Origin of the sequence: Methylorubrum podarium (genome assembly GCF_022179745.1) — a bacterium.
In the GTDB taxonomy this organism is placed as follows: domain Bacteria; phylum Pseudomonadota; class Alphaproteobacteria; order Rhizobiales; family Beijerinckiaceae; genus Methylobacterium; species Methylobacterium podarium.
The window spans coordinates 1-14,285 of the sequence record NZ_BPRD01000296.1; the positions used below are offsets into that span (position 1 = coordinate 1).

At 70.9% G+C, this 14,285-nt stretch carries 17 protein-coding genes; 8 read left to right on the top strand and 9 right to left on the bottom strand.

Annotated elements, in window-relative coordinates; all coding sequences use genetic code 11:
- Positions 1-627, top strand: a 627-nt coding sequence (locus MFF42_RS14950; RefSeq protein WP_238256442.1) for an ABC transporter substrate-binding protein, incomplete at its 5' end; no start/stop codon positions are given.
- Positions 628-936: 309 nt separating this feature from the next.
- On the opposite strand, the gene MFF42_RS14955 is transcribed toward MFF42_RS14950, so the two are convergent.
- From MFF42_RS14955 to MFF42_RS14965, 3 genes are all read right to left on the bottom strand, one after another.
- Positions 937-1,176: a hypothetical protein gene (locus MFF42_RS14955; protein ID WP_238256443.1), complete on the bottom strand. Its 240-nt coding sequence runs from the start codon at positions 1,174-1,176 to the stop codon at positions 937-939.
- Positions 1,177-1,217: 41 nt separating this feature from the next.
- Entirely contained in the window at positions 1,218-1,853 is a 636-nt protein-coding gene (locus tag MFF42_RS14960; RefSeq protein WP_238256444.1) for a PRC-barrel domain-containing protein, read from the bottom strand.
- A 67-nt stretch (positions 1,854-1,920) separates the two neighbouring features.
- Positions 1,921-3,600, bottom strand: coding sequence for a glucan biosynthesis protein G (locus MFF42_RS14965; protein ID WP_238256445.1), 1,680 nt, complete (start codon positions 3,598-3,600; stop codon positions 1,921-1,923).
- Between the two features lie 32 nt (positions 3,601-3,632).
- Here MFF42_RS14965 and mdoH point away from each other — a divergent pair, with 32 nt between their 5' ends.
- Positions 3,633-5,567, top strand: a complete 1,935-nt coding sequence (gene mdoH, locus MFF42_RS14970) for a glucans biosynthesis glucosyltransferase MdoH (RefSeq protein WP_238256446.1) — start codon at positions 3,633-3,635, stop codon at positions 5,565-5,567.
- A gap of 31 nt (positions 5,568-5,598) precedes the next feature.
- Here the strand turns inward: mdoH and MFF42_RS14975 are convergent, their stop codons facing one another.
- Complete coding sequence (locus tag MFF42_RS14975) at positions 5,599-6,063, bottom strand: hypothetical protein (protein ID WP_238256447.1); 465 nt, start codon at positions 6,061-6,063, stop codon at positions 5,599-5,601.
- Positions 6,064-6,152: 89 nt separating this feature from the next.
- Positions 6,153-7,370, bottom strand: a complete 1,218-nt coding sequence (locus MFF42_RS14980; RefSeq protein WP_238256448.1) for a trans-sulfuration enzyme family protein — start codon at positions 7,368-7,370, stop codon at positions 6,153-6,155.
- Positions 7,371-7,466: 96 nt separating this feature from the next.
- Here MFF42_RS14980 and MFF42_RS14985 point away from each other — a divergent pair, with 96 nt between their 5' ends.
- Positions 7,467-7,982, top strand: coding sequence for a TspO/MBR family protein (locus MFF42_RS14985; RefSeq protein ID WP_238256449.1), 516 nt, complete (start codon positions 7,467-7,469; stop codon positions 7,980-7,982).
- Positions 7,983-7,986: 4 nt separating this feature from the next.
- Here MFF42_RS14985 and MFF42_RS14990 read toward each other — a convergent pair whose 3' ends face one another.
- Together MFF42_RS14990 and hpt are read right to left on the bottom strand one after the other, a co-directional pair.
- Positions 7,987-8,352 carry a response regulator gene (locus tag MFF42_RS14990; RefSeq protein WP_003600588.1) on the bottom strand — a complete coding sequence of 122 codons (366 nt, stop codon included), beginning with the start codon at positions 8,350-8,352 and terminating at the stop codon, positions 7,987-7,989.
- Between the two features lie 162 nt (positions 8,353-8,514).
- Positions 8,515-9,084: a hypoxanthine phosphoribosyltransferase gene (gene hpt, locus MFF42_RS14995; RefSeq protein ID WP_238256450.1), complete on the bottom strand. Its 570-nt coding sequence runs from the start codon at positions 9,082-9,084 to the stop codon at positions 8,515-8,517.
- A 185-nt stretch (positions 9,085-9,269) separates the two neighbouring features.
- Here hpt and MFF42_RS15000 point away from each other — a divergent pair, with 185 nt between their 5' ends.
- Together MFF42_RS15000 and MFF42_RS15005 are read left to right on the top strand one after the other, a co-directional pair.
- Complete coding sequence (locus MFF42_RS15000) at positions 9,270-9,554, top strand: ribbon-helix-helix domain-containing protein (RefSeq protein ID WP_238256451.1); 285 nt, start codon at positions 9,270-9,272, stop codon at positions 9,552-9,554.
- Positions 9,547-9,894, top strand: coding sequence for a type II toxin-antitoxin system RelE/ParE family toxin (locus MFF42_RS15005; protein ID WP_238256452.1), 348 nt, complete (start codon positions 9,547-9,549; stop codon positions 9,892-9,894). The genes MFF42_RS15000 and MFF42_RS15005 overlap by 8 nt, the downstream gene beginning before the upstream one ends.
- Here the strand turns inward: MFF42_RS15005 and MFF42_RS15010 are convergent.
- Entirely contained in the window at positions 9,891-10,652 is a 762-nt protein-coding gene (locus MFF42_RS15010; protein WP_238256453.1) for a zinc-ribbon domain-containing protein, read from the bottom strand. The two genes, MFF42_RS15005 and MFF42_RS15010, sit on opposite strands and share 4 nt — an antisense overlap.
- A gap of 164 nt (positions 10,653-10,816) precedes the next feature.
- Here MFF42_RS15010 and ftsE point away from each other — a divergent pair, with 164 nt between their 5' ends.
- From ftsE to MFF42_RS15025, 3 genes are all read left to right on the top strand, one after another.
- Positions 10,817-11,518: a cell division ATP-binding protein FtsE gene (gene ftsE, locus MFF42_RS15015; RefSeq protein WP_238256454.1), complete on the top strand. Its 702-nt coding sequence runs from the start codon at positions 10,817-10,819 to the stop codon at positions 11,516-11,518.
- Positions 11,515-12,495 carry a cell division protein FtsX gene (locus MFF42_RS15020; RefSeq protein ID WP_238256455.1) on the top strand — a complete coding sequence of 327 codons (981 nt, stop codon included), beginning with the start codon at positions 11,515-11,517 and terminating at the stop codon, positions 12,493-12,495. The genes ftsE and MFF42_RS15020 overlap by 4 nt, the downstream gene beginning before the upstream one ends.
- 239 nt (positions 12,496-12,734) lie before the next feature.
- Positions 12,735-13,439: a YdcF family protein gene (locus tag MFF42_RS15025; protein ID WP_238256456.1), complete on the top strand. Its 705-nt coding sequence runs from the start codon at positions 12,735-12,737 to the stop codon at positions 13,437-13,439.
- A 202-nt stretch (positions 13,440-13,641) separates the two neighbouring features.
- On the opposite strand, the gene MFF42_RS15030 is transcribed toward MFF42_RS15025, so the two are convergent.
- The gene (locus MFF42_RS15030) at positions 13,642-14,016 is read right to left on the bottom strand and encodes a response regulator (protein WP_238256457.1); all 375 of its coding nucleotides are present in this window, start codon (positions 14,014-14,016) and stop codon (positions 13,642-13,644) included.
- Between the last annotated feature and the right edge of the window lie 269 nt (positions 14,017-14,285).

The following is a 14,285-nucleotide window of genomic DNA, read 5'->3' on the forward strand; positions in this document are numbered from 1 at the left end:
CAGGCCCTCGACGCGGCGCGCCGGGGCGATGCCGACGTCGTGCTCGTCCACGACCGCCCGGCTGAGGACAAGTTCGTCGCCGAGGGCTTCGCCAAGGGGCGGCAGGACGTGATGTACAACGACTTCGTGCTGATCGGCCCGAAGGACGATCCGGCCGGAATCCGCGGCAAGGGCGTGGACGACGCGTTCAAGACCATCGCGGCGGCCAAGGCGCCCTTCGTCTCTCGGGGCGACCGTTCCGGCACGCACAGCGCCGAACTGCGGGGCTGGAAGGAGGCCGGCGTCGATCTCGCGGCCGTGCGCGGCGACTGGTACCGCGACGTCGGCCAGGGCATGGGCCCGGCGCTGAACACCGCCTCGTCGCTGGGCGCCTACATCCTCGCCGACCGCGGCACCTGGCTCTCGTTCAAGAACCGGGGCGACCTGACCATCCTCGTCGAGGGCGACAAGCGCCTGTTCAACCCCTACGGCGTGATGCTGGTGAACCCGGACAAGCACCCGACGGTGAAGGTGAAGGAGGGCCAGGCCTTCATCGACTGGCTGGTCTCGCCCGAGGGCCAGAAGGCGATCGCCGACTACAAGATCAACGGCGAGCAGCTGTTCTTCCCGAGCGCGAAGAAGGGCTGACGTCTTATCAGGTCTCCGGTTGAGTGCTTCGGGCAAAGCAGGGCCTGTTCCCTCCCCCTTGTGGGGAGGGGTTGGGGGGCGCGCAGAAGGCACCGCACCGCCGCGTTCTGAACCACCCCCACCTCCTGCCTCCTCCCCACAAGGGGGAGGAGAGAAGCGGTGATCGAAGTGATCAGCCGGAGACCGTCTTATCCCGTCGTTGCGAAGCGAGGCGTCCGCAATCCACGGCCCCGCTTCGTCCGGAGCGGTCGCGCCGCTGGATCGCTTCGCCGACGCGCGCGATGACGGGGGGCAAGTTCGGCGTCGGCTCTACCGCGGCGGCGGACCGGACTGGCGCTTGCGGGCGAACATCCACAGGGCCAGCACCGCGAGCGCGATCAGCACGCTGGCCCAGACCCAGTTGAAATCCGTCGCCGCGGCGGTCGCCGGTCCCGAGCTGGAGCCGGAGGGACCCGATTCCGGGATGGGCGGAGCGGGGTTCGTCGCCTGGGCGAGCGCCGCATGAAGACCGGCGAGCCAGACTGTCAGGGCGAGGGCGGCGTGTCTCATGGTACGCGAACTCCAAAGAGCGGGCCGGCTGGCGCGGACGGTCACCGCTTTGCCTTGTCGAACTGGAAGGCCGGCGCGTCGTTGAGCTGCGCCTTGGTCAGGCGCACCTCGGCACGGATCAGATCGTGACCCGCGAGCACCGTCGCCGGCTCGGAATCAGGCCGCTTCGGCTCGACGGAACCGGTCGCATCGGAGACGCGGCCGCCATGCCGGTTCTCAACGGCCCCGAGCACGTCGGGGGACGTCTGCGCACCGGGCATCTTCTCCGGGCTCGCCGCGTCGGCGGCCTTCGCGCTCGGCGCGTTGGCGGGCGTCACGACGGAGCTCGCGCCCGAGGTGAGCGAGACGTCCTCGAAATTCCAGGCGAGCTGGTCGAAGGGCACCGCGACGTATTTCTCGCCGACGCCGAGGAAGCCGCCGACGCCGATCACCACCGCCTGGATGCGGCCGCCGCCGTCCACGAGCACGTCCTCGATCTTGCCGACGCGGACATGATCGGCCCCGACGACGCTGACGCCGATGACCTTCGAGCCGCGCATCGTGCCGGCCTCGGGCCGCTCGATGAAGCGCGGGGTGCCGGCACTGCCCGGCGCCGCCTCGGCGAGGGCGGGCAGGGGCGCCAGCGCGAGCGAGAGCGCGAGGGCGGCAAGCGGGACGCTGGACAGGCTGGGACGCATCCCTGGCTCCGGGTTTGGACGTGATGGTGCCCCGTTAACGGCCGGCGCTCCTCACAGTTCACCGGCGTCAGACCACGGCGTCCCAGGTCTCGGTGACGACCCGCCCGGCATGGGAGAGGCGCGCGCGCAGCACCACGTCGCCCGCAGGCCAGGATTCCGGCGGCCGGAACTCGGCGTAGAGACGCCAGCCGCCGGTCTGCGGCACCCGCTCGGCATAGGGCTCGACCAGCGCACCGGCGCTTGCCGAGAGCGCCACGTCGATGGCCGCCTTCGGGTCGTCGGGCAGGCCCGGTCCCTCGAAATCGATGACGTAGAGGCGCCGCTGCGGCGTGGGCGGGTTGGTCGGGCGCAGGCGCTCGGCGGAGCCGACGCGGGTCGAGACGACGCGGGCGAGCGGCGGCGCCAGCGCCGGGGCCGGTTCGGGGCCGACCGTGACGAGGGTGTAGGCGAGCCGCAGCGGCTTGCCGGCCTCGACGGCGGCCTCCGGCACGAAGGCGGCGACGATGTTGTCGGTCGCCTCCGTGCGCGAGGGGATCTCGAACAGACGCACCGCGCCCGCGCCGAAACCGTCGCCCCTCGGCGCCACCCACAGGCCCGGCCGGTCCTCGTGGCGCGCCTGCACGTCGAGATAGGCGGCGAAGCGCCGTTCCCGCTGCAGCAGCCCGAAGCCTTCGAGCGGGTTGGCGCGGAACGACGAGATCTGCGGCGCGGCGCGGCCGTTGACGAGGGGCCGCCACAGCCGGTCGCCGGGCGTCTGCACCACGAGCCCATCCGAATCGTGCACCTGCGGGCGGAAGTCGTCGAACGGCTCGGCGCCCCGAAAACCCGCTCCGTTCTCGCCGAACAGGAACATGCTGGTGAGCGGGGCGAGCCCGAGCGCGGCGACGGAGCGGCGTGGGAACAAGGCGGTCTCGACCGCGACCTGCGCGGTCACGCCCGGCGTGACGGTGAAGCGGTAGGCGCCCGCGAGACTCGGACCGTCGAGGAGCGCGAGGATCGTGATCGCGGCCGCATCGTCGCGGGGCGTCTCGATCCAGAAGGTCGTGAAATCCGGAAACTCCTCGCCCTGCGGCAGACCGGTATTCACCGCGACGCCCCGGGCCGAGAGGCCGTAGACCTGATCCCGGCCGCGGATGCGGAAATAGGACGCGCCGAGGAAGACCAGGAACTCCTCCTGTGCCTGCGGCCGCGCGGCATCGAAGCCGAAGGCGATGCGGAACCCCGCGAAGCCGAGCGAGGGCGGGTAGCGGCGGCCCTGCAGCGCCGGCCCGAGATCGAACAGGTTCGGATCGTAGTCGAACCGGCGCACGCCCTCGGGCGATTGCAGGACGATCTCCACCCGCTTGGCGTGCAGGCCGCCCCGGTGGAACGGCTGCAGCGAGAAGCGGGACCCGAGCGGCACCGTGGCCTCCGGTCGGAGGCGGATCGCCTGGAACGCGTCGTAGTCGAGGGCGGCCAGCTCCTGCGGCAGATCGCTGCTCTGCTCACGGTAAGGCGCCGCGGCCAGCCGCTCCGCCCGCTGCGCCACCGCCTCGAAAGTGACCGGACGCGCGTCCGAGGCCGCCTGGGACGGGGTGCTTTCCGACGTTTGAGCCATCGTTCTGGCTGTATTCAGGTCGAGAAGGCCAGAAACGCTCAAGCCGGCCGAACCGGCGAGAGCTCCGCGAACAGCGCCACGCACGATGGCGCGCCGCGAAACGCCGCTTGCCCCGGGCGCCTCGTCCTCAGCGTCCGACGGTCCTGCCATCCTGATCCCTCCCGCGAGTGTCGACGCCCATCATGTCCAGCCCAGACTTGCCGCAGGCGGACCGCTCCGTCGAGACGGGGGCCGGGGGTGAAACCCGCCCGAGGGGCGCGGGCCCCGCACCGCGGCCGGCTTCGTTCGGATTGCGCCGCCTCGCCCTGGCCGGGCCGACCCTGGCCACCGCCGCCGCCATCGCCGCCCTGGCGCTCGCCGCCTACGGCCTGCCCGAGACGTGGCTCGGCCGCACCGTGCTCGGCCTCTTCGTGGTTCTGATGGCGTGGCAGTCCTTCACCGCCTGGCAGTACCTCTACGGCCTCGTCGCCGCGCTGATGGGCGACCGCGCCTTGTCCGCACTGGAGCGGCGGGCCGCGACGATCTCGACCCGCCCGACCGGCCTCAGCCGCACGGCGGCCGTGGTGGCGATCCATGCCGAGGATCCGATCGCGGTGTTCTCGGCGATCCGCGTCATGGCCCGCTCGCTCCAGCGCGAGGGCGGCGACGGCTCGGACATCGACATCTTCGTCCTGTCCGACACCCGCGAGGGAGCGATCAGCGCCGTCGAGGAACATGAATTCGCCCGCATCCAGGCCTGGACCGAGCGCGAGGGCCGCGGCATGCCGCGCATCCGCTACCGCCGCCGGGCGGAGAACAAGGGCCGCAAGGCCGGCAACATCGCCGAGTTCTGCGAGACCTACGGGCACGAATACGACTTCATGATCGTGCTCGACGCCGACAGCCTGATGACCGGCGCCGCCATGCGCCGCCTCGCCCGGCTGATGGAGGAGAACCCGCGCACCGGCCTGATCCAGACCGTCTCCTACGCGGCCGGCCGCGACACCCTGTTCGCGCGCATCCAGCAATTCGCGGTGCGCCTCTATGCGCCGCTCTCCTTGCGCTGCCTGGAGACGTGGCAGGGGCCGGACGGTTCCTACTGGGGCCACAACGCGATCCTGCGGATCGAGGCCTTCGCGAGCAACGCCGAGCTGCCGGTGCTGTCCGGCAAGCCGCCGCTCGGGGGCGAGATCCTCTGCCACGACATCGTCGAGGGCGCCCTGCTGCGCCGCGCCGGCTGGGAGGTGCGCCTCCTGCCGGAGATGGGCGGCACCTGGGAGGAGATGCCCACCAACCTCATCGACCTGCTCGGGCGCGAGCGGCGCTGGTGCCAGGGCAACCTGCAGCATATCCGCGTGCTCCCCTGGAAGGGCCTGCTCGGCGCGAGCCGCTGGCATCTCGGCGTCGGCATCCTCGGCTACTGCGTCTACCCGCTCTGGATCGCCTTCCTGGGACTCGGCACCTGGCAGGCCGCGCGGTCCGGCGAACTCGGGCTGATCGGCTACGGGCTCGACGGCGGCAACGCCGCCGCCTGGGCGCTCGCCGCCCTCGCCGTCGCGGTGATGGCGCTGCCGAAGCTCCTGAGCCTCGGCTACGTGCTGGCCTCGCCCCGACGCCGGGCGGATTTCGGCGGCGCCCGCTCGCTGCTCGTCAGCGCGGCGCTCGAACAGGCGATCTGGGTCCTGCTCTGGCCGGTGATGGCGCTGTTCGCCGCCGGGGCCGTGGTGACGACCCTGTTCGGCCGGGTCGTGCGCTGGGACGCGCAGTCCCGCGACGACCGCAGCGTGCCGTGGGGCGAGGCGTTCCGTCTCCAGAGCGACGCGGTCGCGGCGGGCGGGGCGCTGGCGGTGCTGCTCGCCTTCGCCGGCAGCCCATGGCTCGCCCTGTGGATGGCGCCGGTCGCCCTGGCCCTGCTGACGAGCCCGGCTCAGAGCGTGCTCACCAGCAGCACCCGCCTCGGTCTCGGCTCGAAGGCGCGCGGCCTGTTCCTGACGGAGGACGACACCCGTCCCGCGCCGGAACTGCTCGAACTGCACCAAGGCCGCACGGCGGGTGCCGAGCCGGCGACGGTCGGCGCCGCGTCGGCCTCCTGGCTGCCTGTCGCCATCGACGAGGCCGGCGCGCCGACGCTCCGCTAAGGCGTCGTCCCGTCCATCGAGGATCGCCGGGCTACTTGCTCTCCAGCACCTCGATCGGGTTGGTGCGCTGGGTGGGGGCGGGCTCGCGGGTCAGAGAGCTTCCCTCCTTCTTGCCGCCGCCCTGTCCGCCGCCGACGTCGGACTTGGGCGCCGAATTCTGATCCGGCTGCGTCGGCACCGCGCCGCTCGCGAGTTCCAGGCAAGTCAGCAGCTCGACATAGGACGGGAAGCCGCCGGCCTGGAATTGCTGCGTGCATTGCGACTTCGCCGAAGCCGGGAACTGACCCCAGCGCTTCTTCAGATCCGTCTGGGCGCTGCGCTCGGAATTGAGGCAGGCATCCTTGCTGGGGTTGTCGCTGAGCGTCCGCTGCACGCGCTCGGCCGACTTGCAGGTCGCCTCGACGTCGAGATCCGGCGGCCCATCCGCAGCCAGGGCCGCGCCGGAAACGAGTCCGAGCGCGAGCACGGCGGGGAGAAGAGACTTGCGGTTCGTCATGGCGGTTCGGGTCGCGGCTCCGGGCTGGTCGTCGCGACAACGCACGAAAGCCCTCGGCGTCGTTCCGTCCTCCACAAAATTCATGCGGCTCAGCCGATCGATCGGTGCGCGCCCGTCAGGGCCGCGTCGAGATCTCGGAACAGGTCGTCCGGATCCTCGATCCCGACCGACAGGCGCAGCAGGTCGGGCGGGCAGGGGGTGCCCGGCCCTTCCACCGAGGCGCGGTGCTCGATGAGGCTCTCCACGCCGCCGAGGGACGTGGCGCGCTTCCACAGCGCCACCCGTGCGGCGGTGTCGATCGCCGCCGCCTCGCCGCCGGCCACGCGGATCGCGAGCATGAACCCGAACCCGCCCTCCATCTGACGCGCCGCGACCGCGTGGCCGGGATGGTCGGGCAGGCCGGGATAGAGCACCGCGCTCACCAGCGGGTGCGCCGCCAGCCGCTGCGCGAGGCGGAGCGCCCCTGCGCTCTGGGCGGCGGCGCGCAGGGGCAGGGTGCGCAGGCCCCGCACCAGCAGGTAGGCCTCGAACGGACCGAGGATCGCCCCCCAGCCGCCGCGGATCGCCACGAGGCGCTCCCAGAAAGCATCCTTGCGCGCACCGGCCAGGACGCCGGCGACGACGTCGGAATGGCCGTTCAGGATCTTGGTGGCCGAATGCATCACGATGTCGGCTCCGAGCGTCAGCGGTCGGGTGAGGATCGGGCTCACCGCCGTCGAATCGACCGCGACGCGGGCGCCCGCCGCCCGGGCGATCTCGGCGACGCGGGCGATGTCGGTGATGGTGCAGAGCGGGTTGCCCGGCGTCTCGATCCAGACGAGCCGGGTCGTTCCCGGCCGGATCGCAGCCCGCACCGCCTCCGGGTCCTGCATCGGGACGAAATCGACCGCGAGATCGAGGCGGGGCGCCTCCTGCCGCAGCCAGCGGCGCAGACCCCAGTACATCACCTCCGGTGCGATCACGTGGTCGCCGCGCTCCAGCGCGCAGAACACGGCCGCCGCCGCGGCCATGCCGGACCCGAACAGCAGCGCGCCGGCCTCCGCCCGTTCCAGCGCCGCGATCACGTCCTCCGCCTCGCGCGTCGTGGCGTTGTCGGGCCGGGCGTAGGAGAAGCCGGAGCGGTAGGCGTTGTCGGGATCGCGCAGAAAGGTGGTCGAGAGATGGAGCGGCGGGACCACCGCCCGCGTCACCGGATCGATCCGGCCGAGCGCCTGCGCGGCCAGCGTCGCCGGGCTCCAGTCCGCGGGCGACAGCCCGTCGACGGGCGCTGCATCGGAATCGCCGCGAGGCGCGTTGGACCGGCTCATGGATTTCCTCGCTCGACGTCAGCTCGGGAGCCGGCTTGAGCGAATCCGCCCGACCGGGCAAGGCGGGGATATGAACGACGGAGCGTTGCGCAGCGCATGAGCGCCCTGGACATTCCCGAACGGCCGGCCCTTCCGCCGATCCCGCGGCTCGCCGCCGCGATCCTTCCGGTCGCCCTGGTGACGGCGGTGGGCACGCTCTCCACCGGCTCCAACATCGAGGAGTGGTACACGACGATCCGCAAGCCGGCCTTCAACCCGCCGAACTGGGTCTTCCCGCTGGCCTGGACGATCCTTTACACGCTCATCGCGATCTCGCTCTGGCGGCTGCTCGGCGCCCGCCCGGTGCCGGGGCCGGCGCGGAAGGCGTGGTGGCTGGCGCTCGCCGCCTTCGCCGCGCAGCTCGCCCTCAACGCCGCCTGGACGCCGGTCTTCTTCGCCGCCCACCAGCTCGGCCTCGCGCTGATCGTCGCGCTCGCCATGCTCGTGATGATCCTGTGGACGATCCGCCTGTCGTGGCGCTTCGACCGCGCCGCGGCGTGGCTGCTCATGCCCTACGCCGCCTGGGTCGCCTTCGCCTGCCTGCTGAACGGCACGATCTGGCAGATGAATTGACGGGTCAGGCCGCCAGCGCCCGCGTCACCGTCGAGCGCAGATCGGCCAGGGAGAACGGCTTGGTCAGCACGTCGGTGACGATGGCGTCGAGGCCGCGGGCCCGCTCGCGCTGGTCGGCGAAGCCGGTCATCAGCAGGATCGTGAGGTCGGGGTAGTCGCGCTTGGCCGCGAGCGAGAGGGCGATGCCGTCCATCAGCGGCATGCGGATGTCGGTCAGCATCAGGTCGAAGCCGCCGCCGGCCTCGGAGAGCCGGTCGAGGCCGTCGCTGCCGTCGATGGCCGTGACGACGGTGTGGCCGTCGAGCTCCAGCCCGCGCTTGAGGAAGCCGCGAACCGTATCCTCGTCATCCACGAGCAGGATGCGCGCCATGGTCGGGCGTCCTCTACCATTCCTTTGATCTGGATCGCTGCGCCCGAGTGACCGCGGGGAAGCGTGGCCTGTCAAGCGTCGTAGGCCGACAGAGTTCCATCGGCGGCTGAATTCCGGCAAGTGTCGCGGAATTATCAGGAATTTGCCTGCTGGAACGGCTGCTCAGGTGCCGCCGAACAGGTCCGCGTCGCTGCTGTCGTAATCGACGAGGCCGACGAAGGGGAGCTGGCGGAAGGCGTGGGCGGCATCCATGCCGTAGCCGACCACGAACACGTCCGGGCAGGTGAAGCCGACGAAATCCGCGTCGATCGTCACCGCGCGCTTGCCGGGCTTCTCCAGGAGCACCGCGGTGAGCACGCGCTTGGCGCCGCGGGCCATCAGCAGGTCCTTGGCGAAGACGACGGTGCGGCCGGATTCGAGGATGTCGTCGATCAGGAGGACGTCGCGCCCCCGCACCTCGCTCTGGACGTCGCGCAGGATCTCGACCTGTCCCGAGGAGACGGTCGAGGTTCGGTAGCTCGACAGGTGCACAAACTCGACCTGCGGCGAGAGCCCGGCACGATGGAGCGAGCGCAACAGGTCGGCCGCGAACATGAAGCTGCCCTTGAGCACGGCGACGACGAGAAGGTTTTCGGGCTTCGCCGCGACGATCTGGGCGGCCAACTCATCGTTGCGCTTGGCGATCGCCGCCTCGTCGAACAGGACGCGGACGCGTTTCGATGCAGTGCTCATGCGGCTCTTGATGGTTTTGCTGGACTTTCAACGGCACGGGCCGCCCTCAGCCGTCCCGTCACACCACCATACCATGGGCAGCGGCCTCCGCCAGCGTTGCAGTCCGACGGAGGCGGGACAGCGCCACGCGCCGCAAGTCGGATTTTATGCTACTCTCGCCGCCAACGCGCCCAAGGGGACCCAGCATGCCGTCCGCCGAAAAGATCAGCATCACGATGACGCCCGAGCAGCTCCGCGCCGTCCGCGAGAGCGTCGCTGCCGGAGAATACGCCTCGACCAGCGAAGTCCTGCGTGACGCGGTGCGCCTGTGGCAGCGTCGGCGCGAGGAGGATGCCGAGCGCCTGAATGCCATCCGCGCCCGCATCCGCCGTTCGCTGGATGATCCGCGGCCGGCCCTGAGTCTTGCGGATGTCGATGCTCAATTGGAGGCTCTGTTCGCCGAGGCCGAACGAAAGGCCGATCGTGCGTAGGCTGCGCGTCGAGTTCCAACCCGACGCTCTCGCTGATCTGGCCGACGTCTTCCGCACCGTCCTCCATGTCAGCCGGAATCTTGCAGTCGCGCGAGGATTCGTTCGCCGAATCAGAGATCGGTGCGCGCGGATCGGCGACGCACCTCACGGCGGTCGGCCTCGCGACGATCTGGAGCCCGGCCTGCGCACGGTACCGTTCGAGCATTCGGCCGTCATCGCGTACCGGGTCGAGGGCGACCGGGTGCGCGTCGTCAACGTCTTCTATGGCGGCCGCGACTTCGAGGCGCTGTATCGCGGCCACGCGCCGGACGGTGACGACGAATCCTCAGCGGGATCCTAGCGACTTTCACCCGTCCCGGTCTCGGCGGAAACCGGCCCGTCCGAAAAACGCACCTCGACCTGCCGCCCCTTCTCGGGCGGGGCGGACAGGCTCGCCTTGAACCGCGCCCGCTCTCCGGGCTCCATGCTCGCGCGCGGCCCCTGCACGCTCCAGCGGTAGAGCGATTGTCCGTCGGCGTCGCGCACCTCGATCTCGATCGGCGGCACCGCGACGCGATCCCGGGCGACGGCGACGAGATCCCCTTCCACGACGAGCCGCGTCGGATTGCTCCCCTCGGCCGGCACTCGGAAGGCGGCGATATCGGTCAGGTCGATGCCGCGCAGGTTCACCGGCAGGCCGACGCGGGCGAACAGACCGGCCGTCTGCGGCATGGCCCGCACGACGCTGGCGCGGGCGAGCAGGACGAGCGGCAGGGCGGCGGCGAGGACGAGGCAGGCGGCCAGCGCCGGCGAGATCCGGCGCGTCGTGCTGTTCGGCTTGGCTCGCTTGGCGGTCTTCGCATTCCTCGGACGCGAACGCGGCGCGGCGGCCTCAGGAGGCGCCTCGGCTTCGGCTGCGGGCGCCGGATCCTCTACGGCGGCAGTCGGCGCAGGGTCCTCCTCCGCCGACATCTCGTCGAACATGGCGGCGACGACCTCGTCGGCCGAGATGAACCACGTCTCGCGGCAGGCGGCGCAGCGCACCGAGCGCCCGCCGGTTCCGACGCGCTCGGCATCGATACGATACTCGCTGGCGCAGGCCGGGCAGACGATCAGCATGGCGATAGGGCCGGAGTCGGTTTGAGGTCCCGGCAGCGGGTTGCCGCGCTCTCGAAAAGGACACAAACGTTGTCCCCGAGTGTGGTTAACCGGCCGTGAAGTCGGATGCGGCACAGGAACCCTGTGTCGGGCGAGAGTGGAGTGAGCGGGCCTTGTCGGCTGGGATGAAAACGGGCAGCCTCCTGTCCGGCGCGGAGGAGCCCGTCGTCCGGTTCGAGAGCGTCGGCATGCGCTACGGCCTCGGGCCGGAGGTCTTGTCCGATGTGAGCTTCGAGATCGCGCCGCACTCGTTCCAGTTTCTCACCGGGCCGTCGGGGGCGGGCAAGACGACGCTGCTGCGCCTGATTCTCCTCTCGGTGCGCCCGACCCGCGGCCTCGTCTCGATCTTCGGCAAGGAGGTGAGCGGCATCTCGAACGACGCGCTCACGGGCCTGCGCCGCCGCATGGGCGTGGTGTTCCAGGATTTCCGCCTGCTCGACCATCTCACCACCTACGAGAACGTGGCGCTGCCCCTGCGCGTCCAGGAGCGGGCGGAAACGAGCTACCGGGCGGAGGTCGTGGAGCTGCTGCGCTGGGTCGGGCTGGGCGAGCGCATGCACGTCCTGCCGCCGCTGCTGTCGGGCGGCGAGAAGCAGCGCGCGGCGATCGCGCGGGCGCTCATCGCCCGGCCGGAACTGCTCCTGGCCGACGAGCCCACCGGCAACGTCGATCCGAGCCTCGCCCGGCGCCTGCTGCGGCTGTTCATGGAGCTGAACCGGCTCGGCACCTCGGTGGTGATCGCCACCCACGATTACGGCCTGATGGATCTCGTCGAGGCACGCCGCATGGTGCTCGCCGAGGGACGCCTGCGGGTGGAGGGCGCATGAGCGACGTGCGCGCCCCCACGCGAGGCGATGCGGCCCCGGCCCGGGCGGCAGCGCCCGCTCCCGAGCCGGCGCTGCCGGCCAACCTCCGCCGCAACGCGCCGCTGGTGCCGACCGACTCGGCCGCGAGCCGGGCGCTCGCGGCGGTCATCGCCATCCTCACCTTCCTCGCCGCGCTCTGCGCCGGCGCGGCGGAGATCGCCGTCTCCAGCGCCAGCCAGTGGCAGGGCAGCGTCGCGCAGGAGGTGACCGTGCAGGTCCGGCCGAGCGCCGGACGCGACATCGAGGCGGACGTGCGGCAGGCGGAAAGCCTCGCGCGGGCGGCGCCCGGCATCGCCGGCGCGCGCATCTTCTCGAAGGCGGAATCGGAGCGGCTGCTCGAACCCTGGCTCGGCAGCGGGCTCGATCTGTCGGACCTGCCGGTTCCGCGCCTGATCGCGCTCACGCTCGCCGGCGACCGCCCCGCCGACCTCGCTGCGCTGCGAACGGCCCTCACCACGGCGCTGCCGGGCGTGGCGAGCCTCGACGACCACGCCCTCTGGCTCCAGCGCCTCTCGACCATGGCGAACACCTTCGCCGGCATCGGCATCGGCATCGTCCTCCTGGTGCTGTTCGCCACCGGGCTGGCCGTGGTCTTCGCCACCCGCGGCGCCATGGCCGGCAACCGCGAGGTGGTCGAGGTGCTGCATTTCGTCGGCGCCGACGACGACTACATCGCCAAGGCGTTCCAGAGCCGCTTCTTCCGCCTGGGGTTGAGGGGTGGGGCGCTCGGCGCGGGCGCGGCGCTGCTGACCTGCGCCCTGGCCGGCTTCGTCGCCCGGACCTGGCGGTCGGGTCCGGCGGGCGAGGAGATCGAGGCTTTGTTCGGCACCTTCCAGATCGGCTGGCAGGGCTACGCGATCATCGTCCTCATCGGCGTGATCGCCTCCCTCGTCACGGCGACCGTGTCGCGGTTCACGGTCCGCCGCTTCCTCCGATAGGAGTCACACCAAGCGAATCCGTTAACGTTTCGACAACCAATCGGAACCGAGAGTCCCGGCACCGACACCGTCATGAGCCTCTGTTTCCGTCCGACATGTTTCCGCGAGCGCCACGCCGACAGGCGGCCGGCCCGGGCCGGCTCCAGTTTCGTCCGTCCTGCGACCCGTCGTGCGAGGCGCTCGGATGGCCCTGGGCGACGCTGTCGATCCGCGGAGCGTCGCAGGTTTCCGTCTCTCGGATGAGGAACGACGGCGCGCGTCCGCGGCGCGGCATCCGCCTCCTTCGGGCCGTCCTCGGCCTCGCCATCCTCGGCCTGGTCGTGCTGGCGGGCGGCTTCCTCGCCTTCGTCGCGGTGGTCGAGCAGGCCGAGCGGCCGAGCCTGGACGGCGTCGACGGCATCGTTGCCATGACCGGAGGCTCGCAGCGCGTCGGCGACGCCATCGACCTCCTCGCGGCCGGCCACGGCAGGCGGCTCCTGATCTCCGGCGTCAACGAGCGCACGACCCGCGACGAGATCGTGCGCCTCAACCCGGCCCAAGAGCACTGGATCACCTGCTGCGTCGATCTCGATTACCGGGCGCGCAACACCATCGGCAACGCCATCGAGACCCGGCGCTGGATGCGCCGCCACCACTTCGACACCGTCGCGGTGGTGACGTCGAGCTACCACATGCCCCGCACCCTCGTGGAGTTGCGGCACGCCCTGCGGGACGGCGAGACGCTGATCCCCTATCCCGTCGTCTCAGACGGGCTCGATCTCGGCCGCTGGTGGGCGGATCCGGCGGTCACCCGTCTGCTCGGGGCCGAGTACCTGAAATTTCTCGTCGCCTGGACGCGCACGCGGTTCGAATCGGATCCCGAGCAGTCGCACTTCGCCGTGCTGATCGGCCGCCGCCAGCCGGTGAAGGTCGTCGCCGAGCGGCTGTTGCGCGAGATGCACTGATCTCCGGCAGCCCTCCCGCTCAATGGCCGCGCCGGGAACTCCTACGGTTTCCGGTTGATCGCCTTGAGTTTCCTGCCGTCATCGCGAGGCGGAGCCGAAGCGATCCAGCACGCGTCATCTCCGGAAAGGGCGCGCCCTGGATTGCCACGGCTTCGCCTCGCAACGACGCAGGCGAAACCAAAATGGTCAAACGGATGATGTATCAACCCGGCGGCAGGAGCGCGATCATCGCCCGCATCACCGCCTCGACGCTGGCCGGCTTTTCGAGCCGCGGCAGCGCCGCGTAGCCGGGCGGCAGAGCGAGCCGATCGTAACCCGTCACGAACAGGAACGGCACCGTCCTCTCGAGGAGCCAGTCGGCGACGGCATAACCGCGCTCGCCTCTGAGCTGGATGTTGAGGATCGCACCATCCACGGTGATCTGAGAGCCGAGGACTTCGAGCGCGGCCTCGACGCTCGCGACCGGATCCAGCACCGCCGCCCCAGCACCGAGCAGACCGCGATGCAGCTCGTCGGCCCAGAAATAATCGTCCTCGACGATCAGAACGCGTCGGCCCACGAGCGCCGTGACCGGCAACGGGGCGATCCGCGCGATCGAACGGCGCCGCGAAACCCATCGACCTCGCGCGGACGCCATCTTCGACATCATCACCCCCAGCGGCTAGGCTTAACATGAGATAGTTTGCATCACGCATCACGCGTTCGCGACCAAGTTGCGCGCGAAATGTCCGGTCCGGCGTTCGGCAGGGGGTGCATGTGCGTCCGGGATCTGGCCAAGACCCGACGGTTCATGCACAGGAACCGAATTCGCCCCTGTGATCGCCGCGCCGTCGCCGCGCGCCCGTA